Below are 24606 nucleotides of genomic sequence, written 5' to 3'. Positions count from 1 at the left end.
CAAGTGATCACTCTTGCGGTAACTGGCCGTTCAATTGCTCAGCTCGCTGCAAATGCTGCTCCAGCTTGGGCAGCGTCTCACGAGCAAACATAGCGAGCTCCTGGTCATCGACATTTACCGCACGGCGGAACAGCTCGATGGTTTCGCGGTGAGCGACCACCTGATTGTTCATGTAGGCCTTGTCGAAGCTTTCCTCGCTGCGCAGTTTGAGCACCAGAGCCTTGGCCTGGTTGATCAGTTCGGCATCGTCGGAGACTTCCAGGTCCTTGCTCTTGGCCAGTTCGGCCAACTGCTGATTCGCCCGACGGTGGTCATCGATCATCATCTGCGCAAAGCCCTTGACCGCCTCGTTCTGCGATTTTTCCAGGGCCAGTTTGGACGTTTCGATCTCTGCGATGCCTTTCGCCGATGCCTCTTCGACGAATTCCTCGCTGCTGATCGATTCCGACTTGTTGGCAGCCTGCAGGCTGGTGACGGCGCAGATGGCGAAGGCGGCAGCGGCCAGTAAGGCCAGTGGTTTCAACGGGTGCATATTCGATCCTCCTGGGATGTGCGTTCACAGGGGTAGAAGGTGCAGGTCGCGACGAAGTTCAGGACAAATTCGCCGCGCTAGGCCAAGCGCAACGGCCCGCCATCACTGGCCTCGCGGAAAAATTCAAGTCGAACGGAACTGCCGCACTGCGCCTCAAAAAGTACCCGGAGCGACTTCCCGTCGCTTGCGTGGCCACCATGCATGACATGGCCACTGAATAACCAGGAGTAGCCAATGAGCAAGCAACCGAACAGCGCCGATAACAGCCAGATGGCTGGCAGCGACACGCTCGACCGCAGCAACAGCAACACCAAGCTCGAACAACTCGAACGTTTCCGCGAGGACGCGACAGGGCAGGCGCTGACCACCAACACCGGGACGCGCATCGCCGACAATCAGAACAGCCTGCGCGGCGGTGAACGCGGGCCGACGCTGATGGAAGATTTCATCATGCGCGAGAAGATCACCCACTTCGACCACGAGCGCATTCCCGAGCGTGTGGTGCATGCACGCGGGGCTGGGGCACATGGCTATTTCGAGGTAACCGATCCGATCAGCGACCTGAGTTGCGCCGCGTTCCTCGGCGAAGCCGGCAAACGCACCCCGGTGTTCGTGCGGTTTTCCACCGTGCAGGGGCCGCGCGGCTCGGCCGATACGGTGCGCGACGTGCGCGGCTTTGCGGTGAAGTTCTACACCGAGGAGGGCAACTTCGATCTGGTGGGCAACAACATGCCGGTGTTCTTCATTCAGGATGCGATCAAGTTTCCCGACTTCGTCCATGCGGTCAAACCCGAGCCGCACAACGAGATCCCGACCGGCGCGTCGGCCCACGACACCTTCTGGGACTTCGTCTCGCTAACCCCGGAGTCGGCGCACATGGTGCTCTGGACCATGTCCGATCGCGCCATTCCCATCGCCTATCGCTCGATGCAGGGCTTTGGCGTGCACAGCTTTCGCCTGGTCAATGCCGAGGGCCAGAGCAAGCTGGTGAAGTTTCATTGGAGACCCAAGGCCGGGGTCTGTTCGCTGGTATGGGACGAGGCGCAGAAACTCGCGGGCAAGGACCCGGACTTTCACCGTCGTGGCCTGTGGGAGGACATCGAGCGCGGCCTCTACCCGGAATGGGAACTGGGCCTGCAAGTGATGGACGAGGAGGACGCGCTGAGCTTTGGCTTCGACCTGCTCGACCCGACCAAACTGGTACCCGAAGAGCTGGTGCCGGTGCGCGTGGTCGGGCGCATGGTGCTCAATCGCAACCCGGACAACTTCTTCGCCGAAACCGAACAGGCGGCGTTTCACATTGGACACGTGGTGCCTGGCATCGACTTCAGCAACGATCCGCTGTTGCAGGGCCGGCTGTTCTCGTACACCGATACGCAGCTGCTACGTCTGGGCGGACCCAACTTCAACGAAATCCCGATCAATCGGCCGCTATGCCCGTTCCACAACAATCAGCGTGACGCACCGCACCGCCAGCAGATCAATCGCGGCCGCGCTTCCTACGAGCCCAACTCGATCGACGGCAACTGGCCGCGTGAAACTCCACCAGCGCCCAGCGGGGGTGGCTACAGCTCCTATCCCGAGCCACTGCAAGGGCACAAGGTACGGGTGCGCTCGCCCAGCTTTGGCGATCACTTCTCTCAGGCAACGCTGTTCTGGCGCAGCATGAGTGAGACTGAGCAGCAGCACATCGTCGACGCCTACAGCTTCGAGCTGTCGAAGGTCGAACGTCTGTACATTCGCGAGCGTCAGGTGAAAGACATTCTCGCCCACATTGATCCGCTGCTGGCGTTGCGCGTAGCAGAGAACCTGGGAATCGATCTGGACAGTACCTCGACGCCAAAAATGGATGACAAGGCTGAGGTCTCTCCCGCACTGAGTCAGATGAATCTGCTTCCGGGGGACATTCTCGGACGCCGTGTGGCTATCCTGCTTACCCCGGGCTGCAAGGCTGACGAGGTCGGCAGTCTGAAGAAGATGCTCGAAGCAGCCGGTGCCGTGGCCAAGCTCCTGGCGCCTTCTGCAGCGGCGCTGAAAGATTCTGACGGCCAACCGATGCAGCCCGATGGCAGCTTCGCGTCGGAGCCGTCGATTACCGTCGATGCGGTGTTCGTGCCAGGAGGTGAGTACGTGCTCAAGACCCTGCAGGACGATGGCGTTGCCAAGCACTACCTGCTGGAAGCCTACAAGCACCTCAAACCCCTGGCGCTCAGCGGTGATGCTGCTCAGCTTACGGCGCTGCTGGGCTTGGAGGAGGATGACGGCATGCTCTGCGGCGATAGCTTCGATCCGCTGTACATGCGCTTCGAAACAGCGCTGAAGCAGCATCGCATCTGGGCGCGGGAGATGCGCGCCAAGAGCATTCCAGCCTGAACCGACGCCCGGCCTAGCGCGGATTCTCGTCGCTTGGTCGGGGTTTTCTCTTACGCTGCGTCTTGGTCGATGGGCGCAGCGGCACTGGCGCATCGAGCTGCGAGCCGGGGTCTTCGTTACCGGGATCGTCCAGTAACGCCTCGTTGGAACGCGCCACTGGCGTTCTCGTGGTTTTGTCCGATTTCATGCTGGCTCCAGTAACGGCTCTTCTGCACACACCTGGCAGGTTCGCGCGCACTCCTGACATTGCGTGCTGACGTGCTGCACACATTCCTCGGCGCAGGCCAGGCAGGCAATCCTGCATAGCTGGCTGGCCACCGCGACGTAGGGGCTATTGCGCAGCATCAGCGTTGCCGTCACGCGGCACAGGTCGGCGCAATCACGGCATAGCTCTACGCAGCGATAATGCTCGGCATTGCCCTCGCTCAGGCAGAGCGAGGCACAGTGCTCGCAGGCGTTGGCACAACTGCTGTAAGCGGTAATGTGATCGAGATAGTTATACGCTTCTGACATGTTTATGCCTCGCTGTATAAGTGGTGTAGAAATAATCATAAACGCCAACAAATAGTTGTTTTACTTTGCCGGCACTCGCACGCCGAGTAACTTCCTATGGGCATTAAAAAATATTATATCGATCACTTGCTGTGCTCTGGAGAAGTTGGGCCTTCACCATGACCACGTGGACCGGCAATACCCCAGACAATTAGCCCAAGAACTGGGAATATCCAGATAAGCAGAGCCCAAAGTGTTTTGGTTCCGACGCTCTTGTCGCTGCGAAACACACTGATTACCGCCCACAGATGTACCAGGACGAGAATTGCAGCTATGGAAATGGAAAAGTAAATGACTGAATCCGGCATGACATGTCTCCTTCAACAAGGTCCATACATGTCGACAGCCACTCCGATAATTCGCTCAGGAAATCGGAATGCGGAAACAGTGAGGGCAGGATAAAGGCCGGAAATACCAGCCGAGGGCGTCAAGTGCAGCTAGAAAGAGTGATTTGGCTTGATCACTTCGATCATCATGTTTTTAGGGCTGTGCGTGCCGCTGTCGTGCAGCGAATCACGGTGTATGTCTCTGCAGGTCAGAATCGAGCGGGTAAACTCGAACTCTGCGTCAGGCTGCGCAGCAGCGGCAGTGTCCTTGTCACAGTCTTCGCAGTGTGGGGCGTTCAGGGCTTCGCTGTGAACCTGATAGCAGTTTGAGTCGATCTCCTGCAAAGAACGCTGCATCATCTGCGTTTCGGGTTGAGGCTGGGACAGCATCACCGCCAATGCGGACGGTTGAAAAGGCTGCCAGATCAGTAACACTACCAGGCATGTGGAGCCAGCCATGTAAGGCCACTCGTACATCAACTGATGCCGATAGGGCATATGCCGTCTGATTCGTCCCAGCAGATCTTCCGGCTTGTTTAGAGCCGTCCTCGAATCGTTGTATCTGGGCACGAGCATATCTCCTCATTTCTTTTCGAGCTTTCTCATGGCCCATAAGCGAGAGGCGCGTGTACGGAAAAGCGGCTCGCGCGAGTAGGTAGGTAATTGTGTGGCGCTGCAGTGCTTGACTGCCTCATTGACTGAATCCGCATCTTCATCCAGAGCCATGTCGAAATGAATCAGGCGAATAACTTCTTGCGTCGAACAGCTTCCATCAAGAACTCGGACTAGCTGACGCTCTGCATTGGCAACGGTAAGCACAACGCTGCCGTCCGGCCTGGGTGTCATCTCAACCTGGTAACTGGATAACGCCGATCTGATGTTTTCCAAATCATGTTTCATGAGTTTCTCCTTAATAGCACTCATCAAACATAACGGCGTATTTGATGCATACCAACAGTTGGGACGATTGGTATTAAAAAAAATCAAAATGACATCATCTACCAAAGTTATACAGGTTTGCAGTGGGGAAGTTGATTGTCGGTGCCTATCCATGCCTCGATTATCGCATTCAAGACTTTATTGTTTGAACACAGCACCTTGCCTCCAGCAATAAGTGAACTGCTTCGCAGCGACAGAAAAATACGCTGAAGCAAATCCGTCCCACGCTTTTCAGCGAGCGCCGACCGCTGGCAAAAAACCTGGATAGAAGTTGTACAAGAGGTTGGTGCGCCTGAAGTCTGCGCTCCACCGAATACCGCTCGTCATTGCGGCAGCGGCAGTACCAGATGGAAGGAGGAGGGCGAGGGGAATCAGAGGCATGGCGGCAGGCTCAAGGTAGGCAGGGCGACGAAGACGGTGGCGATAGCGCCGATCAGGTTCACGCCTGCCGCGAGGCGAGCCACGAAGCGTGCAGACTGACCTTCACGCTCGTTTCTGGCGGCGCGCTGAAACAGCCAGGCCAAACCCAGCAGGGCCGCCATGGTGAACAGGCTGAACAGAGTGAGCAGACCGTTCAGCCAGGTCCATTGCCCCTGAGCAGGATCAGGCGGAGCCAGGGCGCAACCAACCGATAATCCGCCATAGAGCGCGACGAACCAGATACTCCAGAGCACCAGCCCGAGGGGAATGTGGATCGGGTTGTAGGGGGAGCGTAACGGCTGCATCACACACCTCCGAAGGTGGGCGGGAACAGCACCACGCTGCAGTAGGTGATCCACATCACGGCCAGACTGTATTGCCAGAATTGCTCGACCACCAAAGGCTCGTAGGGCGTGCGCTTGCATACATAGCCGTAATGCACACGCAGGGCCTGCAAGGCGCTGAGAATGGTCGCCAGCGCCCCGTGCGCGAGGCTGTAGACGAGCATCACTACGATCACTGCATCATGCGCGGTGGCGCGCGGTGCCAGGTCTCCAGCCAGGATCGCCCAGAGCAGCAGCCCAGCGTGCAACGCGCCGAGCAGCGCGGTGCCGACAAAACAGGTGATCAACGCAGCAGGTTCACCCTGGCCCTGACGCAGACGGCGCAATACCGGGCGCTGCCAAAGCACGGCGACGCTCAGCAATACGGCGCTGGCCAGCAGCAAGCGCTGATCGATTACCGGGTCGTCCGGCACCAGCCAGTTCGGCGATACCGTCCATAGATAGAACCAGCCGAACAGCAGCGCCAGATACAAGGCACCGTTGGCCAGCAGGGTCACGCCCATGCCCCACAAGCCAGGGCCATCACAGGTGCGTGAGTGCAGCGGCGGCTCGCCAGGCTGTACCCGCGCGTCCGGCGCCGCCAGCGGGTGCGCGCCGTTCTCCCAGCTCCAGCGCAGCAGCACCAGCACGGCAACGATGCTGGCCACCAGCGCGACCCAGTAGAACTTGCTCAGCAGCCCCAGGCAGGTGAAGGCGATGAACAGCGAAGCGACGAAAGGCCACCAGCTATTGCCAGGCAGGTGGATGATCTCGCGCACCTTGCCGGTCAGCGGCTCTACGCCCCAGGTTTCACGCCGGCCGTGGTCGATCACGGTCAAGGCGAACTCGCCACGGTCGATACGTTCTTCCAGATCAGGCAGCTCCCACATCGGGTGGCGCGTACGCACCGGTGGCAGGCTGACGAAGTTGTAGGGGCTGGGCGGCAGATGCGTACTCCACTCCAGGGTGTCTGCGTTCCAGGGATTCTTCGTGGCCTTCTGGCCGAAACGAAAGTGCAGGACGATATCCAGCAGCACCGTGGCGATGCCGATGGCCATGATGAAGCTGCCGATCGAGGAAATCAGGTTGGGCAGGTCCCAGCCCAGACCGGACTGATAGGTGTAGATCCGCCGCGGCATGCCCATCAGGCCGGTCCAGTGCATGATCAGGAAGGTCAGGTTGAAGCCGATGAACACCAGCCAGAAGCCCCACTTGCCAAGGCGTACCGACGGCATGCGCCCGGAAAAGTGCGGCAGCCAGTAATAGATGCCGGCCAGTAGCGGGAAGAACATGCCACCCACCAGCACGTAGTGCATGTGCGCCACCACGAAGTGGGTGTCGTGCACCTGCCAGTCGAATGGCACCAGGGCCAGCATCACACCGGTCAGCCCGCCGCAGACGAATATCACCAGAAAACCCACCAGCCACAGCATCGGCACGTGGTACAGCGGCCTCCCGACCCACAGCGTGGCGATCCAGGCGAACACCTGGATGCCGGTCGGGATCGCCACCAGCATGCTCGCGGCGGAAAAGAACGCCTGCGCCAGTTGTGGGATGCCCACGGTGAACATGTGGTGCACCCAAAGGCCGAAGCTGATGAAGCCGGTGGTGAGGATCGCCAGCACCACCCAGCGGTAGCCCACCAGCGGGCGTTGGCAGAACACCGGCAGCAGGGTCGAAACGATACCGGCCGCCGGCAGGAAGATGATGTACACCTCGGGATGGCCGAACAGCCAGAACAGGTGCTGCCAGAGAATCGGGTCACCGCCGCGCGCCACTTCGAAGAACGGCAGGCCAACCGCGCGCTCCAGTTCCAGCAGAATGCTGCCGAGGATCAACGGCGGAAAACCGACCACGATCATCATGGCCATCACCAGGATGTACCAGGCATAGATCGGCATCTTGTTCAGTGACATGCCTTCGGCGCGGGTGCGCAGGATCGACACGACCAGCTCGACACCGGCCGACACCGCCGAGATTTCCACGAAGGTGATGCCGATCAGCCAGAAATCCGAGTTCGGCCCGGGCGTATGCACCGCGCTGGACAGCGGCGTGTACATGAACCAGCCAGCCTTTGGCGCGATGCCCAGCAGCAGACTGGCACAGAGAATCAGCCCACCGAACAGGTAGCACCAGTAGCCCAGCGCCGACAGCCGTGGGAACACCAGGTCACGCGCGCCGAGCATCTTCGGAATCAGGTAGACCGCCAGACCTTCCATCATCGGTACGGCGAAGAGAAACATCATCACCGTGCCATGCATGGTGAAGACCTGGTTGTAAACGTCCGGCTCGAGAAAGTCGTAGCCCGGTATGGCCAGCTGCGTGCGCACCAGCATCGCCAGCAGGCCACCGAACAGGAAGAACCCGAGCCCGGTGAGCATGAAACGAATGCCGACGGTGGTGTGATTGACGATGGTCAGCGACTTCCAGCCGCGCGGGTTGCCCCATACGTCGTTGAACTGATCGTGCAGTTGTTCCTGGGCGGCAACCTGTTCGTTGCTTGGCGTACTCACGGGCGCAGGGTCTCCAGCCAGTCGGCGATGGCGCTGAGGTGGTCGGGGTCGAGATCGTCATGCAGCGGCATGGCGTTACCGGGTTTGAGCCGCTGGTGCTCGTGCAGCCAGCGCAACAGTGAGCCTGGTTCATTGCTCAGCACGCCGGCGCCGAGCATCGATCGCGCACCGACATCGCTGAGATCCGGCGCGCGATTCCCTTCGCTCACGCCTGCCACGCGATGACACTGACCGCAACGCGCGGCGAACACCTCACCAGCCGGACCGGGCAGGGCGCTGACCTGTTGTTCGCGGCGCGCCTGCAGCCAGTTGGCGAAGTCTTCTTCGTCGTGAGCCTGCACATCGAGAATCATGTGGGTGTGCTGCGTGCCGCAGAACTCTGAGCACTGGCCACGAAAGGTGCCGGCCTGATCGGCCTGCAGGCGGATGCGGTTGTCCCTGCCGGGGATCATGTCGATCTTGCCGCCCAGGCGCGGTACCCAGAAGGAATGAATGACATCGGCACTAGTGACGTCGAGGTCCACCGGCCTGCCGACCGGCAGGTGCAGCTGATTGGCGGTGACCACCCCACTGTCCGGGTAGCGTACCTCCCACCACCATTGATGGCCGATCACCTCGATGCGCATCGGCTGTTCACCGGCCAAGGGCAAAGGCAGCATGCGGTGGCCAATGGGAATGCCGAACAGCAGCAAGAGCAGCACGCTCAGGGTTGGTAACAGCAGTCCGCCGCCGACCAGCCAGCGCAACGTCAGCTGGCGTGCACGGGCGGCATCCATTTGCGGCCGTTCGCGGCGCATGGCGTGCACCCACAGCGCGGTCACCACGATCAGCACCAGGGTGGCGAAGGCGCACATCGCCCACCACAGGATCGCCACCTCGCGCGCCATCGGCCCGGCCGGGTCGAGCGCCGATTGCGGCCCCTCGCAGGCAACGAGAAACGGAACTGCTAGCGTCAGCGTGGTCAACTTGAAACAGGGCGTCAGCCAATGGCGCTTACGTTTGACCTGCTCAAGGAGGCCGGGATGGCCGAAATAAAGGAAGTTATCGTCAGTCGCGCCGCCATCGCCGGACATCCGCTGCACCCGATGATGATCCACTTTCCCGTGGCCGCGCTGCTGGGTCTGGTGGCGACCGACATCGCCTATCTGCTGTTGGCCGATCCGTTCTGGGCGCGCGCAAGTCTCTGGCTGGCTGGCGTCGGCGCCTTCGGTGGCTGGGTGGCGAGCATGGCGGGGTTGGTCGATCTGCTTACGGTTGGCAGCATCCGGCGCAAGATCACCGCCTGGTGCCACGCCATCATCGCCGTGATGATGCTGTCGCTGGCATCGCTCAACTGGTTGTTGCGTTACGCCGGGCCGGAGCAGGGCATGGAACGCTGGGCACTGTATCTGTCGCTGCTGACCGCCGCGCTGATCGCTCTGGCGGCTTACCTGGGCGGGCGCCTGGTGTACGAACACGGCGTGGGCGTCGATACACGCTGAGCGAATCGGCTTCGGCTTGCCAGCTACTGGACGGTAGAGAGAGCGGGGCAGGCCGGGCATATTCTCGGGTACTCCGTGATCAGAAAGGTTTGGCCAACACCAGCCACAGCGTGGCGCCGATCAGGGCGCTCAGCAGTAGGCCAATCAGCAGGCAGTTGCGCCGCAGTGCAGGTTCGGCGGCACGTTCGATGCGCAGAATCAGTACGCCGCACAGGGCGTGACAGAGCACCATCCCGGCGACAGTGGTGAGCTTGAGGATCAACCAGGGGTCAAAAATCGCTTCACGTAGAAACAACGCGGTGCCCGAGCCGATGGCCAGCAAGGCAGCTGGCGTGGCGAGCAGGTTGAAGACAGTGCGTGTGAGGTGGGCATGGTCGCGATAGAACAGTTCATCGCTGCTGCGGGTGCCGGCTGCGATCATCGCAGGCAGGTACAGCAGCGCGCCGCACCAGCAGATCAGCGCCATGAAATGCAGCAGTTTGAGCAGTGGCATCGATGCTCTCCCATGCGTCCGTTCGTTGTGAGCACGTGGCCCTGGAGGGCAGGCCACGACGTTGTGACTGCCTGATGGTGTTTGAGTTCGGCCACTCTCCAGAGCGAGCCGGGATCGTCTCCGGTAAAAAGAAGGAACCGCCGCAAGGAGAAGGAGGAGACGCTGCGGCGGCCCTGGGGAAGCAAGATGCTCGTTCGATTTGGCGCAATCGCGCCGGTCAGGTCACGAAACGGCCCCTGACAGAACTCCCCTGAAGTAGACAGAGTTGCACTGGTGGCATGCGTTCAAGCTTTTTGCCGGGCCTGTGATGATCAGCACAGCCATCGAAACGCAAAAAATTGAAACCCAGCGCTAAGGGTTCATGACCGCGAAGACGCCCTCGGCATGCGGGTCGAGGTATCAACAGATGCGTGCATACCTGAAGCCGGCTCAACTTGCCGCTTGGAATATTCCCTGAACGATCAGCGCAGCCTGCACGTCGGAATCCATGTAGGCCCCAAGACGGGACATACCACCAAGCAATGGCCGTTTAGCCGGCCCGGAGACGACACATGGATCTCACCGACGACCGTAAAGACCTGGTACGCACCCTCAACAAGCTGATCGAAACCAGCAAGGACGGCGAGGCCGGCTTCAAGGTCTGCGCCGAAGACGTCAAACGCCCCGACATGAAGCAACTGTTCTCGCAGCGCTCGCGGCAATGCGCCGAAGCGGCGGAAGAGCTGCAACGAACCGTCCTGGAACTGGGTGGCGAACCCGAGGATAGCACCAGCGTGAGTGCAGACCTGCACCGCCGTTGGGTCGACCTGAAATCACTGGTCACCGGCAAGGATGAAGAGGCCATTCTCAACGAAGCCGAACGCGGCGAAGACGTGGCCAAGGAGCGTTACAGCGAAGCGCTGACCAAGAATCTGCCACCGCAAATCCGCAGCCTGGTCGAGCGTCAGTACCAGGGCGTGCTGCGCAATCACGATGAAGTGCGCGCGCTGCGCAACGTCGAACGCGCAAGAAGCTGATTGCTCCAGCTTGCCGGGCGTGCGCATTGCGCGCACCCGGCGTCAGTTCTTTGCATTCGAGCACGCAGGGGAGGAGTAGTGCATGCCGACGTTGGACAAGACCATCGCCCAGCTCAACCACCTTCTGCTGACGTGCCACGACGCCAGCTTGAGCTATCGACGTCTTGCAGGCAGCACGAGTAAATCCGAACAGCAGCGGCTATTCGCTGAGCGCGAACAGCAATGCTTGGTCTTGATGGACTGCCTGCGCAATCAGATCGTTACCTATGGCGGCCGACCGACACAGCATCCCAGCCTGTTCGGCGTACTTCGCCATGCGTGGAACAGTTTGAGCGCCTCGCTGTTGCCTGAGCGCGGCCGCGCCCGTTTACGCGCGGCACTGCACACCGAAAAACAAATTCGCCATGGTTTCGAGCAAGTGCTCGCGGAGCAGCTGTCACCACAGTTCCGTCAGCAGCTGCAGGAGCACAGCAGCCGCAGTGTGGAATTCGAAAGAGTCATACGCACGCAGTTGTAGCGGCAACTGCAGGAGAGGGCGGCTCAGCCCGTTGTTCAGGCTGTCGAAGAGAAAAGTGCGCAGACGGTTCGGCGTTACTCGCGTTATGGCTTAAAGTAACCGGTCGCCGAAAGAACCGTCATGGCCATAGCCATGAAGGGCTTTCATTCTTTACATATAAGTGTGTGGTGAAGATGAACAAGCCTTTCATTTCGCTGTGCCCTGAAATTACTCGGGCACACGCGCTGACGCTGATGGAGTGGTTGCAGGATGAGCGCGTAACCTGCTATCTGAGCGACTCGCGTCATGTTTCCCGTTCCATCGCGGAAGTCATCGATCGGACGCAGTTGCCGATCCTGACCCATCTGTTCAACCGGGGCGGCCGTTTCTTCATGGCCTATGACCGACATGACGAACCGGTGGGCTTTGTCCGTCTGGTCAAGACCGGCCGGGAGTGCGAGATCGTCCTGGTCATCGGAGACAGTAACAAATGGGGCCGAAACCTCGGCGCCCGTACGATCCGCGAAGGCATGAAACTGGCTTTTCTCGACATGCGCGCCGAGAAGCTCATCGCCAAGATCCACCCGGACAACGTGCGCTCGCTGAAAGCTTTTGTGCGCAGCGGTTTTATGCTCGAGAACGAAACGCCGACATTGAAATCGTTTTCCATGACGGCGGGATGTTATCGCCAGTTCCTACGCGAAAGTGCCGGTACCGACGTTACAGGAATCCAAATCACTGAAATCGACAAGGCCAGGCTCGAGAACCTGATCGCACTCGAGGAGGGGCCGGCCATTGTCGAGCTCGAACATGAACTCGAGCGTGCTGTTGTCGTCAAGCCAGAGGAAGTGGCACACAATGTCGTCACGATGAACTCCAGGGCCTTGCTGCAACTGGACGACGAAGAGATCGAAGTGGCCTTGGTCTATCCCGAAGACGCCGACAGCCGCGCCGGCAAATATTCGGTGTGTTCCGATATCGGCGCGGCCATTCTCGGCTACCAGGAGGGAGACGCCATCGACTGGCGGATTTCCGATCGGACTCTCCGGATCGAGATCAGTAAAGTGCTTTATCAACCGGAAGCTGCGGGCGATTACCATCTGTAATCGCTCCTTTGACTCATCGTTACTTCATCAGGCGCCTCGTTATGAGGCCGGGAAGTGTCTACCGGAGCGGGGGTAGCCCAAGCTGGTTCAGACTTTTGGGTCTGATCGCTCTTCCTGTCTACGTGCATCAGGTGTGCACTTGCGCCGGTCTCTACCTGCATGGGTGTTGTTGGCCGCAAAACCATACAGTCAAAGGCGCTCTCTGAGTCGCTGTAGACTTGTTTTATGGCAGCTTGCCATCTATGTAATATGTCACTATTTTGTGGTTCTTGGCAGACTCATCGCTACATATGGTGTTATTCAGAGCTGGCGTCATCAGTGATGAAATTGCTTGATTAGGGGCAATCGGGCGCCAGCAACATTCTCCGCACACGGGGATGACATGACGCGCCGGGATGGCATAAAAGGACTTCTATGCGGCCGATCAATTTCCATACTGAACACCCTGCAACTCAGGACGTTTTCCCCGGCGGTAGCCATGACAAGGTGGCGAACGCAATCCACGGTCATTTGCTGGGTGACGGCCCTTCAAAGGTTGTGGGTCTAGATGGTGAGTTTGGCTCCGGTAAGAGCTCCATTCTGAGTATGTTGAAGACAAAGCTGGTGACTGCTGACTCTGATTTCAGGGTCTGGTTCTTCGACTGCGAGCAGAACTACCAAGGATCTACGAAGAGCAATTTCATCGAGCTTTTCACCGATGAGGTACTTAAAGAAGTACCTCATTTCAGCAGGGATGCGGAGGCCCTGAAGGCCTCTCGCGATCGAGCTCTCGGGCGCTTGTTCGAGTACAACAAACGAACAACAAGTCGGATCAGTGCCTGGGCGTTGGCACTGGTCGCCAGCCTGTTTTTCGCTGCGACCTCATTCCGGGAGCTTTTTGCACTTTCGCGCAGCACTCATGCGGCCATCACAGGGACTTCGCCCGAAGCCGCAGCGCTTACCAACACCTTGCAAGACCCGTTTTGGTGGCTAATTGCGGTGCACCTTTTTTCCCTTTTGAGCCCTGTCCTGATCCTTGGCGCTGCAAAATTTTTCCATAGGAAGGTGCGGGTCGGCGCCCAAAAATGGAGCCTTCTGAGCCTATTTAAAGGCTCTAGTGACGATCATATTGAGGAGAAGATTGAGGTTGGCAAAGAGGTGACGCCCCTTGATCTCAAAAAGACGCTTCTCGAACAGCTAAAAGTGGTTGAAAGCAAGCGTTTTGTCATCATCTTGGACAACCTTGATCGCCTGCCAAAGGACAGCCTACGGTCAGTTTGGAGCGACCTGGAGATCTTTATTGAGGTTGCAACCAAGGCTGCGAATCTGACGGTGATCGTTCCGTTTTGCTCAAACAAGGTGGCGGATTACCTGAAGGCAGACGGTGATCGTCGGTACGATGCTAGGGACTTCATAGCGAAAAAATTTCCGGTGGTTTTCCGTTCTCCACCTGTCATAACCTCGGGATGGAAAGATGGCTTCCGTCAGTTGTGGAGCCATAGCTTCCCGGATGTTGACGGGAACGTCATCGAGCAGTGCGCACAACTGCTGCAGCGCCACAGCCCCATGGTCAACAACCTGGTCACGCCCCGGCTGCAAAAGAAGTTCATCAACGACATCGCCACGACAGCATTGGTGGTGGGAGAGGAGATCAGCCTCCTTGCTATCGCCAGTCATCTTCTGCTCTGCAAATATGCCGACCTTTCGTTGGTGGAGGTACTGCGCACGGATGGTTTCTCGGAAACTTATCAGAAAGAAATTGGCGAGGAACAAACTGGGCTGGTCAAGGAGACTAAAACCTTGCTGAGTGCCACCCTTGGCGATTCCATGGATACCGGGTGGCAGATCCAGTTCTTGCAGATTCATTATCTGACTACGGGTGATATCGCGATCGCCGAGCTTTTGGACACGCCATTGGCAGAAGCCTTTGCCAACGAGGATCAGGAGGAGTTGGGCAGGCTTACTTCACTGTTCGGCTTCTCTGACGCTATGAAGCGACTCCTATCCCAGCGTCCACCGCTGGCTTCTCTGCTGCCAACCATTTCCGAGGCACATCAGGAACGAGAAGGAGACTGGATTGAGCCTCTCTTGGAACTGCTCAATAGCGCGCACCTGGAGTTGTTCGGCGAATCTAAGGTAGGGTCTGAGGGATTCTACAAAGCAGTAGGTTATTGCATAGGCCATGGGTTGAAGGGGCAGTTGCTGAGTGCTCATGGCGGCCAGCTGAAAGCCAGCCTGCTGAAAACACTGAACTCTGCGTTCGATCCTGAGCAGCTGAAACCGGCCTGGAGCTTCATGGAGGAATACGACCATTATTTACAAGCGTTAGGGCTGGAGTTTGAAGAAGTCGTAGTTAAACGTTCCGAATACGTTATGCACTTGCTGCCTGATATTGCCCATCTCAAAGTGATCAAGGCCAGTGGGTTTACCTTTGCGAGCGCGGGTCTGGCAGATGCACACGCGCAACTGGTCAGCTGTGATGATCACCAGATAGGTATATCTGTTTTGCCGGCCGATCACGTCGTGCCTGCGCTCGAATGGTTGTACGGCGAACGTAATTTTGGAGGCGGTATTGCCGGTGGTATCTCGGCTGATGACGTGGCCATCTTGGCGCAATTCACAGGTGCTGCCGGCGAAGTTGATAGCGCGGTGCTGGGACTTGGGTTGGCCGCGAAAGTCGACCACGTCATCAACACCGCGATTACAACGTTGCTGGGGAATAGTGTCAGTCCGCTGATCAAGGCGGTGGCGGCGGTGACATACATTCGGCAAAACGACGCTGATTCACTCGCCAAACTCGATAATCTGGATGGTGTTTTCGAGTCGTCAGCCTTCCGGGCTCTGGCGAACGCCTCGCTTACCACAGCCGCTTTGTTCCAACTGGTTGACGACCCCCAAGTGGGTGAATCGGTTGCTACCTACCTGGCTTACCTGATTCAAGAGCAGCGTATTGGGGCCCTGAGCTGCGACAAGGTTACTGCCAAATTTAGTGTGATTACCAAGGCGCTTTCGAAGGCTGGCCTTGCTGAAGCCGATGTCGCGGCTTGGCTCAAACCTTGGGACGCTCGTATTGCCGAAGTCTCCAAGGATGCTCTGAAAGCGGATGTCCGATTGATCACTGTCGTCATGGAAGCGGATGAAAATGTGCTACCGAAAACGCGTGCGGGTCTACTTGAGCAGCTCGCGAGTGAGAAGAGGAATCGTGATGAGTGGGTACAGATCATCTCGGCAGGGACCAAACAACACCAGGCAATCCTGAATGGGATAGTGAGTAATGACGTACCCATTCAGTCGATGGCGGCTGTCAGCGATGCTTTGATCAACGTGCTTACCTCTCTCGCGAACGGTACCGTGACTTCGCCGTGGGGAGCGGCCCAGTACGACATGATGGATTCGCTGCTCAAGTTGCTTGATGCCCAGCAGCGTGACGTCATCGGTATCCGATTGAGAACGATGCTCTTTGCGGAGTCAGTGGAACCTGACGATTTCGCAGTCCCGCTTTCGAAATATGGCCATCTGATTCCGGATGCTCAACCGTCTAATCCGCAAGAGGTTCAACGAATCGTCCTGTACCTGGCATACCTGAGCCGCAACCCCGACAGTCTTCCAGACTTGGCCAAATTCTTCGATGCAAAGGCGGAGCAGATCGCGGCGTTCAGGTACTCGACAGAACTTAGGAATACGATGGGGGAGGCTGTTGCCAAGCTGTCTGAAATCACCCCTGTCCTCTACAAAAAGTTTGCTCAAACCAAAGGCTTCAAGCGCTTGATCCAGTCGCTCAAGAGGACCGCGCGTGATCCGGAACCTGAGCAAGACGCGTGACGGACTGTCCCGGTTTAGAACCGGGCATTGGAGATGGCGGAGCAGCATGAACTTCTAGACACGATGAATGCTGTGTCGCTGGGCAAACGTCCCATGCCTGCGGAGCAGATATCTGGGTCATCACGATACTTGGGCAATATCCTCTTCGAGCTCCCGAACAGCCTTTTGATCCACAAGACGAATCGATTCGGACCCGCCCGGCGGCGTAGGCTTGAGATAGCGAAAAGCGAAGTGAATCTCCAAAGGGGGGGGGGGAGAAATCCCGTAATTTGGATCATTAGTGCGCAGAGATTTGGGAATTCACTTCAGGGTACTAGTAGACTTGCGACTCCGTAATAGTGAAAACAAATTAATTTGAAACTTTTCCCCCAGTCGCTAAAAGCGACTTTGACTGAATAGCCTTTGGCGATTTTCAATTCAATTAATTATTACCAATCTGCTTCTTATCTCCAAAGATTCTGAGTTGCGCAGAATTTCCCACCATAATTCTTGAGAATTTGAAACTTTAACGCTCGCTCTGCAAATATGAAACTTTTGTAAGCTGCTAATTTGCCAGGGAATTATAGTGCACAAGCTGAGAGGCCATACAAATGGCAGCCTTTATTACATTGGAAGCAAGGGGTAGGCCGGCGGGCGCGCCTGAGTTTCTGGCATACAGCCCTAAGCAGAATACCCAGGTAAGGCTTTACTGTCGACCGAGCTTCTGGCGCTGGGCTGGGCTAGAGTTTAATCCCTTTGCCACAGAAGTGCTTGTAAATCAGGCTACTTTAAATTTGGAGAGCAAAAAAGTATCAGTTGCAATTCAGTACGAAATGCATGGCGTTTTACATTTTATCTTTTCCAGGCGTGAAGTCACCGAAAATACTGAAGCTGAGATAATCGAGTATTGCGATAGCTGCGATATCAAAGCTGAATTCTTAGGGGCTAAATGCCTGAGTGAAGAGCAGACGTACGCAGAAAATTTGCTTTGCATGTTGTCGTATATTAACAAATATAGAGAGATCTTCACTGAGAAGAATCTTGAATTTGCATTTCATTCGATTGATCGAAGCAAGGGAGCAATAAGCAACTCAGTTAATGACTTGCAGGCTAGATATGGCGAAGGCGCAGCGGCGCTGCTGTTTGAGCTTGTCAGGCGGGGCAGGGTAGGGCTATTTGATGTTCGATGCAAAAGAATCAGTGGATTAACTCAGCTAGATGTCATCCGGGTGAGACATGAATGACTCCACTCGCTTTTCTCGCCGTGAGTTCCTTGCTGCTGGGAATTCATGTGATGCGTGGAGGTGTATAGATGTTGATCTTATTGCCGAGGATATAAGAGAGGCAACAGATAACAGAATTAAAGCAATTAGAGCTTATCTAAAGAATGGAGCCACCCTGCGCGAGATAGAAGATGCGTATGGTCTTTCGCGAGCAACACTGTACAGATCCATTAATAGATGTCTTGCATTGGATACGGATGGAGTGGTTATTGGCTTCAAAGGAGCCATACCATATAGGCGCATTGGCGAGAAAAAATATAATCGTGAGAAAGATCTAGGCTATTCGAATGATGGAGTGACTCAAGGAGATGCCGGGGCATTTAGCAAACTAATAGCTGATCATCCTGAAATAAAGTCCTGGCTGGAAAAAATCGCTCGAAATTATAAGCCAAGGAGCCAAGGTGGCGTTAGCTTCGACGTTATACATAATGCATTCTTAGTGCATTGCACATCATTGTCGATCAGTAATGATCAATATCCATTCAACCGAAAGACACTCGCCCGCTCAGCCTTGAGAGAACATCTAAGGTCGAAGAGCAAAGAGTTGAAGGCGCTAGATGAAAAAGAAAGGAATGCCTCTGACATAAATTACAATGTGCCTCCTACCGATATTCTGCAGCAGGTAGAGACTGACGGCCACATGCTCGACATCCGATTGGTCATTGAAGAATTAGACAGTTTCGGACAGCCAATCAGATACGAAATCTTAAGAGTTTGGCTAATACTACTCATTGATGTCTTTTCGCGCTGTGTACTGGGATACTCCATTGCTTTAGGCCATACGTACGACCAGATTGATCTTTTAAAAGCTATATTCAACAGCTTAACACCTCATCAAAAGCAGCCCCTGATCACGCCAAATGTTCATTATTCGACCGCAGGAGGGTTCCCAAGTGAGCACGGCTACGCTTGGGAAACTTGGTCAACTCTCAAGCTTGATAATGCTTGGGCCCATAAGGCCACGAATGTTGTCCGAGTTCTTCATGATCGAGTAGGGTGTGTTGCTGAGTTTGGCCGCCCTCATACACCTAATGATCGAGCCATTATTGAGCGATTCTTTTTGTTTGTTGTGCAGCATTATTCGCATAGGATTATTGGCACGACCGGCAGTGATAGTCGAGATAAAATAATTGAACGCTTATCTCCCAAGTCGAAGAACCCGCTGAAGCTACTGCTTACACTAGAAGAGCTAAAAAGTACCATTGATATTTTGATCTCTGACTACAATGGTCGGCCCCACTCGTCGTTGCAAGGTCATTCACCACTGGGGGTGTTCTGTCTTTGTGGCGCTCAGAACTCTCTTCCACCCAACACATTGCCTGACGCTCTCAGGGATCCGACCTTATTTTCAATGGCTCGGGAATCGGTGGTCGTTCGAACCTCATCAAAATACGGTGGTGCTTACGTTAACTTTGCATATCTAAAGTATAAAAACCCTGACGTCCTTAGAAGTGACTCCGTTGGCAGGCACATGTTTGTAGAGTATTCACGTGAAGACGTTTCATTTCTTCGGCTATTAGATGAAGACGGCACCTTTGTGGGAGTTCTAAGAGCCCCCCACCCTTGGTACTTACAACCGCACAGTCTCAAAGTTCGAAGCGAGTTATGGAAGGCTACGAAGCAGGGGCAATTTCAATTTGCACGTAATGAAACACCAACTGAGGCTTTTCGGCGTTTAAAATTGGCTACTGGTGACACTTCGCGAAGAGTCGCCACCACCTTATACAAGGAAACGGGGCGTGTTAGTGAAGATCCATCTTCAGTTAAGGGCCGTGACGGTGATACGCCAGAGAGACTTAATCATCAGCGTGTCAAGTTGACCAAGGTCTTCACGCTCTGAGAGGATGGAGTATGGATATCAAAGATATACGGCCAATCCGAATTGAAGAACATCCAGTAAGTAGTAAGACTTATTTAATTCCTACTTATTCCATCGGTGAAACCTATGCGATGGTACTGAAAGCCATTAAGCGACTCGACTCAGGGTTGGTTATTTATGGGCGCGTCCGCTACGGTAAAACGCGAGCAATGCTGTACTGCAGGCAATGTTTAAGTATTGATTTTCCAAGTATTCCAGTGGCTATATTCTTCGCTGAGCGCGATCTGTCGCCCAGTAAGGGCGGCTTCTATACCTCTTTGCTGGAGGTCGTTGGGCATGCCAAATGGGAAGATCATTGCAGCATTAGCATCAAAAAATCCAGATTAAAGAATTTTATTATTGATGCAGCGTTTAATGATCCCCGTAGGGTTTTTATTTTATTCATTGATGAAGCATCAAGATTGCTGTCGATTCACTATGACTGGATCAAAGATCTATACAATGCCCTAATGGAGAAAAGTGTTACGTTGTTGCCTATCTTGGTGGGGCAGAGTCAGTTGCTAGGCCATAAAGAAACTTTGCTAAAAGCTGGTGAAGAGGGGGAGGCCATAGTTAATCGGTTCCTTCTGTATGAACACTCATTTCGGGGAATTCGTGACAAAGAGGATTTCGTAGAGTGCCTTGGCTATTATGATAGCGCCGTCTTTCCGGAAGGAAGTAATTGGCCCTATACGCGCTTCTTCTTCCCTGAAGCGTTTGCCGCCGGACTTCGACTGCAAGATTATGGAGATATGCTCTGGGATGCATTCAAAGAGTCCTACAAGGGGCTAGGGATCAAGGCTGACATGGAGATTCCGATGAAGTATTTTACGAAAACCATTGAAATCCTCCTGACTGAATACTGCGAGAGTGATAGCGCGAGTTTCTCGCTTTCTCCGGCGGTCTGTATGTCGCTCATTGAAGAGTCCTGGTTCGCGGTTGCCACCCGCAACTCTAAAATAGCAAATACGTTAGCCTAGACATGATCATTACTCTGCGTGACGAGCTGTTGCGTTCTAAACAGAGATACAGCGGGATAAGGCCGCGATATATTCCATACGAGTCAGTTTATTCAATTCTTTCCAGGTTTGGATTGTTCAACGTTGTTGCTGGCGGGGCTCTGATTGAAATCATCAAACAACATTGTAACCCTCAAATATCCGGCAATAGACATTGCAGGCATTTAGCTTATGTTGAGTCTTTGGGAGTGACTGGCCTACAAGGCTTATTTGGCCTGAGCCTGACGCAGGCCAAGTCTTTATTTCTTTCGCCAACTTTTATTGACCCTGAAAGACATGTGGCTTCTGAGCTTCGATATTGCCCCATTTGTTTGTCGCAAGGCCGGCATTACACGCTATTTCAATATCAGCTCATTGAGGCATGCCCAGTACACTCTGTTGACTTGCTTAATCATTGCCCGCACTGCGCTGCACTTGTGAGTTACAAGTTTAATGCTGCCTTATTCAAGCATCCCTATGGCTGTTGGCGCTGCGGTCGCCAGCTTGGATGTGGGCGTGATCCTCAATCGTTACGGTTCATCAGCGCTCATGGTATGCAGCGCTTGCGGCAGTTCCATAGGATGCTGGGTGGCGAGAACAAGCACCTTGTGTTCGATATCGTCGGCCCAGCAGATCTTCATTGCGATAATGTATTGCAGCTGTCGCATTCCGTTCAGCAGTTTACGCGAGTGGAGGCAGACCTATTTTCTAATCTGCAAGTAATGGCCTGTGATCATTCATTCCAATCTGCGCTGCGCCAGTACCCTACATTCTCGCGCTTCTCTAGGGCAAATCAAGAGGAAGTAGGGGTGGAGAGTGAAATCCTAATCAATGAGTTGGTTAGTATTTCGAAGTCGATTTTCAGAAATATCAAGAAAAACCATTTGGCTGAAATTCGTTTAACTGACAAATCTTTAGAGCTATTGTGGCGTGACGTTCAGGGGGTTTTACTGCCTGCTAACTATTATACTGTGCTCGCTTACATTGATTGGTTATGCTATTGGCGCCAGGCTAAAGTGCCATGTGAATTACTGCGTTCGGCGCATAGCAGCAGGGTGAAAATGGCTGCATGGATAGCGGAGAAGAAAAGGCATAGCCTGTTCCGGCAGACAAGTCCTGAAGCCGAGCGCTGGTTGCTTCGACAAATGCTGGGCTGTGAAGTTGTCACTCTACTCAAACGGCAGATGGAGCAGAGACAGTTGTTGACCCAAGGCGTAGATGCGCCGGACTGCACCGATGTTCCATATCGACGAATTTTGCACCCCGTATGTTGGGCTGTAGTTTTCAGTGAACAGAGTGGTCGTCCACCGAGCATGACATTTATATCGGCTCATTCATGGAATACGGATCGTAATGAAAGTCACTCAGGATTACCATCTGCCGAGGCAAGGTCTCTTCATGGCCAGAGTTTGCAAAAGGTTTTCCGTCTAATCAACGCTTGAACTTTTATTCTTGATGACCGTATCCCAATCAACTTGCTCGTCATTCACCGGTGGTCCTTCGTCCGCTGAGCTTCGCTGTAGTGATATTTTTCGGACGGCTGCATCCCAGTCATCATCTTCATCCTCCTCTTCAGTCGAATTCTGACCAGCAAACAGGTCCTTGGTGAACCTTTTTAACGCCTTGGTAAATGCCGCTTCCTCTTGGGGCAAGAGGTCGGGTGTTGATGGCCCTTCGGGGACGTAGTAATGCTCAAATCCATATAAACCGCCCGCATATCGATAATGGCGCTCCAGGATTATCTCAACCTCATTTTCGGTTAGGGCACGCCAGTGCGCCCCATCCCTGCGATTCATAAGCCAGTGGGATTGTAAATCCATCAAGTCAGCATTTTCGCAAAGGAGGGTAAAGGTGCTTACAGCTGTCATATGATCCAGCTTCACTTTGCCGTTGGCGCGGTGATACATCCACTCTAGAGGTCTGCGATTTATTTGAATGCTATCAAAGCTCAACTGGACAAGCTCGGATGGGCTAAAGTCATATCCCCAGGTCAGTAAGATTAAGGCAAGGTCGCGCTCGGCTTGAGGGCTTTGCGCCAAATGGCGCCGGAAGACGTTTAGAACTCTTGCAGACTCTTGTGCCGATTTATAAGTGAACACTTTGTTGCGCGTCACCCATCGGAACTGTCGGTAAAAAGGGAGCAACTCGTGCAGTAGTTTGTGAGCATCTATTGCTTTGTATCGATGGTGTTGCCACCGGATGACGGATAAAACCATCGAGGCTACTTGCTGACAACTAAGCTCATCAGCATTTAGTAACCCTGACCCAAGCAATTTATTCTCCAGGTTCGCTGATAGTAAACGCCCTGGCATCGCCGGGCATGGATAAAGCGCGACGTGGCTGAGAAAGAAGTCTTTGTAGATAAAGGCTAAAGGGATTGGCCTATCGATCGTGATTTCGTAGGTTGCTTGCAACCAAAGATCAAAGTGCTTCAGGTCGCGTCGGATTTTCACCGACTTTCGGTAAGGAAAGTCCAAAGCGAAATGTTCCGCATCACTTGCCCTTGGTATATCTTCGGCTGGCTGGCTCATTATTGGATCGCTCGCTGTTGTGAAAGCGGCATGACCTCGCAGCGCACGCATGCTCGTATCTGAGTTTAGCTCTGACTGCGTCGATTGTAGGTGCGATCCTCGGCTGCACCTGGCCCACGGCCCAGACCGGTATGCGCGTCCATTATTGCTGTCTTACGGTCACAGAACACCCTCAGCCTCAGCGGCACCACACGCATGCCCCATGGCTGCCAACTCGGCTTTGATTCGGCGATGGCCATAGATCCCATTCAACTCATGGTGGATGGTGCGGTTCCCCTTGCTCAGACGCCGATTCGCCATCTCTCTCGCCAAAGGTGGACGCTGCCAGGCATAAAGAACTACCTCACCGCCGGCGTGCTGAAATTCCCTTGCCTGGCCCGCGAGCATCTCTCGCAATTTGTCTTTCGTTGGCATTCATGTCCTGTTACGGGCCAATAGTTGTCACTTAGCCGAGGACTGATTAGGGCAGTCGCCTGTACTAACTCTTTTAAACGCCGGCTCTTGGACTGGCGGTGGCAAATGTCCAAGCGCCTTCAATTGGGCAGTAGCTTTGGCTAGCTGTTGCTCCAGGGTCTGTACTTGCTCTGTTTGCACCGTGCGGGCCTCATCGAGTTGAGCCACCTCTCCCTGCAGGGCCTGACATCGCTGCTCCAGCGTTTCATTCGTACGCCCCATACTGGTTAGAGCGCTCTGAGTGCTCACCAAAGCCTGATCCCTCTGCGAGAGGAGCTGCTCCAGTGCATGCTGATCCTTCTGATGCTGCCGCGCCTCGGTGACCATTCGTGCATTGTCACGGTTCAGCTGAGTCAACTCGTCCTGCTTGATCATCAGCGTTTGTTGCAGCTGGCGTACCTCGGCCTGAAGCTGGCTGATCTGAGCGTCGTGGCGGCGCTGCTCCTGTTCTCGCTGTTCCTTGCTGGCTTGGCGGTAATGCTCCATGCCGTCACGAGCGTGCTGATGCATGTCCTCAAGCGACTGAATGCGCTCATCGCGCTCTTTGACGCGCACCTCCAGATCCCGAAGGGATTGAACCATTCGAGCGTTGTCGATTTCGATAACTTGCCGCTGTTGCTGTTCTCGAAGAGCCAGCTCCTGAGCTGCTTGTAGCTGCTGCGCCAGGCTCGAACTCTGTGATTCGAGGTCTCGCATTCGGGCCTCGAATACGGCCGACTGCTGCTGTACCGCCGAGCGTTCGCGCCTCAGCGTTTCGTGGGCTTCGACCACGGACTGCTGCGCCTCTTGTTTCAGTTGGTCCAGCAACTGTCCCATCAAATTTGTCAGCGGTCCACTCAGCGAATCCCCCGACAAGGTCGGCTCGCTCTCGGCCTCGAGCTCCTTCAGATAGCGGTGGATCGTGCTCTTGGAGCCGGTGTTACCCAGTTCGATGCGAACCGCATCGATGCTGGGGTAAATGCCGCGAGCTAGGAGGTCATTCCTGGCTTTCTGCACGACAGCTTTGTTGACGCCACCGCGGGCCATAAGTGGGCCTCCTGACAATTTCGTTCTGTGGTATGTACTATGTAGATACATGGCACTTTATCAAGAATTTTATTTTTGTTCTGCTTCTATTCTAGAATTGGGTAATC

At 55.1% G+C, this 24606-nt stretch carries 22 protein-coding genes; 10 read left to right on the top strand and 12 right to left on the bottom strand.

The window, feature by feature from the left end:
* Nucleotides 1–7: 7 nt before the first annotated feature.
* Nucleotides 8–532: a DUF4142 domain-containing protein gene (locus tag RTH74_RS10525; protein ID WP_316914603.1), complete on the bottom strand. Its 525-nt coding sequence runs from the start codon at nucleotides 530–532 to the stop codon at nucleotides 8–10.
* Nucleotides 533–766: 234 nt separating this feature from the next.
* Between RTH74_RS10525 and katE the strand changes: the two genes are divergently transcribed.
* A complete protein-coding gene (gene katE, locus RTH74_RS10520) occupies nucleotides 767–2905 on the top strand; it encodes a catalase HPII (protein WP_316914602.1) in 2139 nt (712 codons plus the stop codon).
* Between the two features lie 13 nt (nucleotides 2906–2918).
* Here the strand turns inward: katE and RTH74_RS10515 are convergent, their stop codons facing one another.
* From RTH74_RS10515 to coxB, 8 genes are all read right to left on the bottom strand, one after another.
* On the bottom strand, nucleotides 2919–3092 hold the full coding sequence (locus RTH74_RS10515) for a hypothetical protein (protein ID WP_316914601.1): 174 nt from the start codon (nucleotides 3090–3092) through the stop codon (nucleotides 2919–2921).
* The gene (locus RTH74_RS10510; protein WP_316914600.1) at nucleotides 3089–3418 is read right to left on the bottom strand and encodes a four-helix bundle copper-binding protein; all 330 of its coding nucleotides are present in this window, start codon (nucleotides 3416–3418) and stop codon (nucleotides 3089–3091) included. The genes RTH74_RS10515 and RTH74_RS10510 overlap by 4 nt, the downstream gene beginning before the upstream one ends.
* Before the next feature lie 122 nt (nucleotides 3419–3540).
* Nucleotides 3541–3765 (bottom strand): PLD nuclease N-terminal domain-containing protein, encoded by a 225-nt coding sequence (locus tag RTH74_RS10505; protein WP_316914599.1) that lies wholly within the window; start codon nucleotides 3763–3765, stop codon nucleotides 3541–3543.
* 129 nt (nucleotides 3766–3894) lie between these two features.
* On the bottom strand, nucleotides 3895–4359 hold the full coding sequence (locus RTH74_RS10500; protein ID WP_316914598.1) for a hypothetical protein: 465 nt from the start codon (nucleotides 4357–4359) through the stop codon (nucleotides 3895–3897).
* A 6-nt stretch (nucleotides 4360–4365) separates the two neighbouring features.
* The gene (locus RTH74_RS10495; RefSeq protein WP_316914597.1) at nucleotides 4366–4683 is read right to left on the bottom strand and encodes a hypothetical protein; all 318 of its coding nucleotides are present in this window, start codon (nucleotides 4681–4683) and stop codon (nucleotides 4366–4368) included.
* Nucleotides 4684–5093: 410 nt separating this feature from the next.
* A complete protein-coding gene (locus RTH74_RS10490; RefSeq protein ID WP_316914596.1) occupies nucleotides 5094–5447 on the bottom strand; it encodes a hypothetical protein in 354 nt (117 codons plus the stop codon).
* Complete coding sequence (gene ctaD / locus RTH74_RS10485) at nucleotides 5447–7978, bottom strand: cytochrome c oxidase subunit I (RefSeq protein ID WP_316914595.1); 2532 nt, start codon at nucleotides 7976–7978, stop codon at nucleotides 5447–5449. Before ctaD ends, RTH74_RS10490 begins: the two co-directional genes overlap by 1 nt.
* Complete coding sequence (gene coxB / locus RTH74_RS10480; RefSeq protein ID WP_316914819.1) at nucleotides 7975–8865, bottom strand: cytochrome c oxidase subunit II; 891 nt, start codon at nucleotides 8863–8865, stop codon at nucleotides 7975–7977. Before coxB ends, ctaD begins: the two co-directional genes overlap by 4 nt.
* Nucleotides 8866–9000: 135 nt before the next feature.
* Here coxB and RTH74_RS10475 point away from each other — a divergent pair, with 135 nt between their 5' ends.
* Nucleotides 9001–9459 carry a DUF2231 domain-containing protein gene (locus RTH74_RS10475; RefSeq protein ID WP_106732306.1) on the top strand — a complete coding sequence of 153 codons (459 nt, stop codon included), beginning with the start codon at nucleotides 9001–9003 and terminating at the stop codon, nucleotides 9457–9459.
* Between the two features lie 79 nt (nucleotides 9460–9538).
* Here the strand turns inward: RTH74_RS10475 and RTH74_RS10470 are convergent, their stop codons facing one another.
* Complete coding sequence (locus RTH74_RS10470) at nucleotides 9539–9952, bottom strand: CopD family protein (protein ID WP_099524133.1); 414 nt, start codon at nucleotides 9950–9952, stop codon at nucleotides 9539–9541.
* A gap of 551 nt (nucleotides 9953–10503) precedes the next feature.
* Here RTH74_RS10470 and RTH74_RS10465 point away from each other — a divergent pair.
* From RTH74_RS10465 to RTH74_RS10430, 8 genes are all read left to right on the top strand, one after another.
* Nucleotides 10504–10968: a ferritin-like domain-containing protein gene (locus RTH74_RS10465; protein WP_099524131.1), complete on the top strand. Its 465-nt coding sequence runs from the start codon at nucleotides 10504–10506 to the stop codon at nucleotides 10966–10968.
* Between the two features lie 82 nt (nucleotides 10969–11050).
* Complete coding sequence (locus RTH74_RS10460; RefSeq protein WP_179544870.1) at nucleotides 11051–11485, top strand: DUF2383 domain-containing protein; 435 nt, start codon at nucleotides 11051–11053, stop codon at nucleotides 11483–11485.
* Between the two features lie 173 nt (nucleotides 11486–11658).
* On the top strand, nucleotides 11659–12570 hold the full coding sequence (locus RTH74_RS10455; RefSeq protein ID WP_316914594.1) for a GNAT family N-acetyltransferase: 912 nt from the start codon (nucleotides 11659–11661) through the stop codon (nucleotides 12568–12570).
* Nucleotides 12571–12984: 414 nt separating this feature from the next.
* Nucleotides 12985–16371: a P-loop NTPase fold protein gene (locus RTH74_RS10450; RefSeq protein WP_316914593.1), complete on the top strand. Its 3387-nt coding sequence runs from the start codon at nucleotides 12985–12987 to the stop codon at nucleotides 16369–16371.
* Nucleotides 16372–16961: 590 nt separating this feature from the next.
* Complete coding sequence (locus RTH74_RS10445) at nucleotides 16962–17594, top strand: hypothetical protein (RefSeq protein ID WP_045736087.1); 633 nt, start codon at nucleotides 16962–16964, stop codon at nucleotides 17592–17594.
* Nucleotides 17587–19473 (top strand): DDE-type integrase/transposase/recombinase, encoded by a 1887-nt coding sequence (locus RTH74_RS10440; protein WP_013715598.1) that lies wholly within the window; start codon nucleotides 17587–17589, stop codon nucleotides 19471–19473. The genes RTH74_RS10445 and RTH74_RS10440 overlap by 8 nt, the downstream gene beginning before the upstream one ends.
* 11 nt (nucleotides 19474–19484) lie before the next feature.
* Nucleotides 19485–20471 carry an ATP-binding protein gene (locus RTH74_RS10435; protein ID WP_316914592.1) on the top strand — a complete coding sequence of 329 codons (987 nt, stop codon included), beginning with the start codon at nucleotides 19485–19487 and terminating at the stop codon, nucleotides 20469–20471.
* Between the two features lie 2 nt (nucleotides 20472–20473).
* Nucleotides 20474–21931, top strand: coding sequence for a TniQ family protein (locus tag RTH74_RS10430; protein WP_013715599.1), 1458 nt, complete (start codon nucleotides 20474–20476; stop codon nucleotides 21929–21931).
* On the opposite strand, the gene RTH74_RS10425 is transcribed toward RTH74_RS10430, so the two are convergent.
* Both RTH74_RS10425 and RTH74_RS10420 read right to left on the bottom strand, forming a co-directional pair.
* The gene (locus RTH74_RS10425; RefSeq protein WP_137006966.1) at nucleotides 21917–23071 is read right to left on the bottom strand and encodes a hypothetical protein; all 1155 of its coding nucleotides are present in this window, start codon (nucleotides 23069–23071) and stop codon (nucleotides 21917–21919) included. The two genes, RTH74_RS10430 and RTH74_RS10425, sit on opposite strands and share 15 nt — an antisense overlap.
* Before the next feature lie 390 nt (nucleotides 23072–23461).
* Nucleotides 23462–24499 (bottom strand): DNA-binding protein, encoded by a 1038-nt coding sequence (locus tag RTH74_RS10420; RefSeq protein ID WP_268177575.1) that lies wholly within the window; start codon nucleotides 24497–24499, stop codon nucleotides 23462–23464.
* Between the last annotated feature and the right edge of the window lie 107 nt (nucleotides 24500–24606).

Source organism: Pseudomonas sp. zfem001 (assembly GCF_032621725.1).
In the GTDB taxonomy this organism is placed as follows: Bacteria; Pseudomonadota; Gammaproteobacteria; order Pseudomonadales; family Pseudomonadaceae; genus Aquipseudomonas; species Aquipseudomonas sediminis.
Note: the sequence above shows the minus strand (reverse complement) of the source record. Positions and strands in the feature narration are given on the sequence as shown.

What these genes read in the sequence shown, in the direction of transcription:
- RTH74_RS10525 (WP_316914603.1), bottom strand. Translation starts at nt 532, where the DNA reads ATGCACCCGTTGAAACCACTGGCCTTACTGGCCGCTGCCGCCTTCGCC.
- katE (WP_316914602.1), top strand. Translation starts at nt 767, where the DNA reads ATGAGCAAGCAACCGAACAGCGCCGATAACAGCCAGATGGCTGGCAGC.
- RTH74_RS10515 (WP_316914601.1), bottom strand. Translation starts at nt 3,092, where the DNA reads ATGAAATCGGACAAAACCACGAGAACGCCAGTGGCGCGTTCCAACGAG.
- RTH74_RS10510 (WP_316914600.1), bottom strand. Translation starts at nt 3,418, where the DNA reads ATGTCAGAAGCGTATAACTATCTCGATCACATTACCGCTTACAGCAGT.
- RTH74_RS10505 (WP_316914599.1), bottom strand. Translation starts at nt 3,765, where the DNA reads ATGCCGGATTCAGTCATTTACTTTTCCATTTCCATAGCTGCAATTCTC.
- RTH74_RS10500 (WP_316914598.1), bottom strand. Translation starts at nt 4,359, where the DNA reads ATGCTCGTGCCCAGATACAACGATTCGAGGACGGCTCTAAACAAGCCG.
- RTH74_RS10495 (WP_316914597.1), bottom strand. Translation starts at nt 4,683, where the DNA reads ATGAAACATGATTTGGAAAACATCAGATCGGCGTTATCCAGTTACCAG.
- RTH74_RS10490 (WP_316914596.1), bottom strand. Translation starts at nt 5,447, where the DNA reads ATGCAGCCGTTACGCTCCCCCTACAACCCGATCCACATTCCCCTCGGG.
- coxB (WP_316914819.1), bottom strand. Translation starts at nt 8,865, where the DNA reads ATGGCGCGCGAGGTGGCGATCCTGTGGTGGGCGATGTGCGCCTTCGCC.
- RTH74_RS10475 (WP_106732306.1), top strand. Translation starts at nt 9,001, where the DNA reads ATGGCCGAAATAAAGGAAGTTATCGTCAGTCGCGCCGCCATCGCCGGA.
- RTH74_RS10470 (WP_099524133.1), bottom strand. Translation starts at nt 9,952, where the DNA reads ATGCCACTGCTCAAACTGCTGCATTTCATGGCGCTGATCTGCTGGTGC.
- RTH74_RS10465 (WP_099524131.1), top strand. Translation starts at nt 10,504, where the DNA reads ATGGATCTCACCGACGACCGTAAAGACCTGGTACGCACCCTCAACAAG.
- RTH74_RS10460 (WP_179544870.1), top strand. Translation starts at nt 11,051, where the DNA reads ATGCCGACGTTGGACAAGACCATCGCCCAGCTCAACCACCTTCTGCTG.
- RTH74_RS10455 (WP_316914594.1), top strand. Translation starts at nt 11,659, where the DNA reads ATGAACAAGCCTTTCATTTCGCTGTGCCCTGAAATTACTCGGGCACAC.
- RTH74_RS10450 (WP_316914593.1), top strand. Translation starts at nt 12,985, where the DNA reads ATGCGGCCGATCAATTTCCATACTGAACACCCTGCAACTCAGGACGTT.
- RTH74_RS10445 (WP_045736087.1), top strand. Translation starts at nt 16,962, where the DNA reads ATGGCAGCCTTTATTACATTGGAAGCAAGGGGTAGGCCGGCGGGCGCG.
- RTH74_RS10440 (WP_013715598.1), top strand. Translation starts at nt 17,587, where the DNA reads ATGAATGACTCCACTCGCTTTTCTCGCCGTGAGTTCCTTGCTGCTGGG.
- RTH74_RS10435 (WP_316914592.1), top strand. Translation starts at nt 19,485, where the DNA reads ATGGATATCAAAGATATACGGCCAATCCGAATTGAAGAACATCCAGTA.
- RTH74_RS10430 (WP_013715599.1), top strand. Translation starts at nt 20,474, where the DNA reads ATGATCATTACTCTGCGTGACGAGCTGTTGCGTTCTAAACAGAGATAC.
- RTH74_RS10425 (WP_137006966.1), bottom strand. Translation starts at nt 23,071, where the DNA reads ATGCGTGCGCTGCGAGGTCATGCCGCTTTCACAACAGCGAGCGATCCA.
- RTH74_RS10420 (WP_268177575.1), bottom strand. Translation starts at nt 24,499, where the DNA reads ATGGCCCGCGGTGGCGTCAACAAAGCTGTCGTGCAGAAAGCCAGGAAT.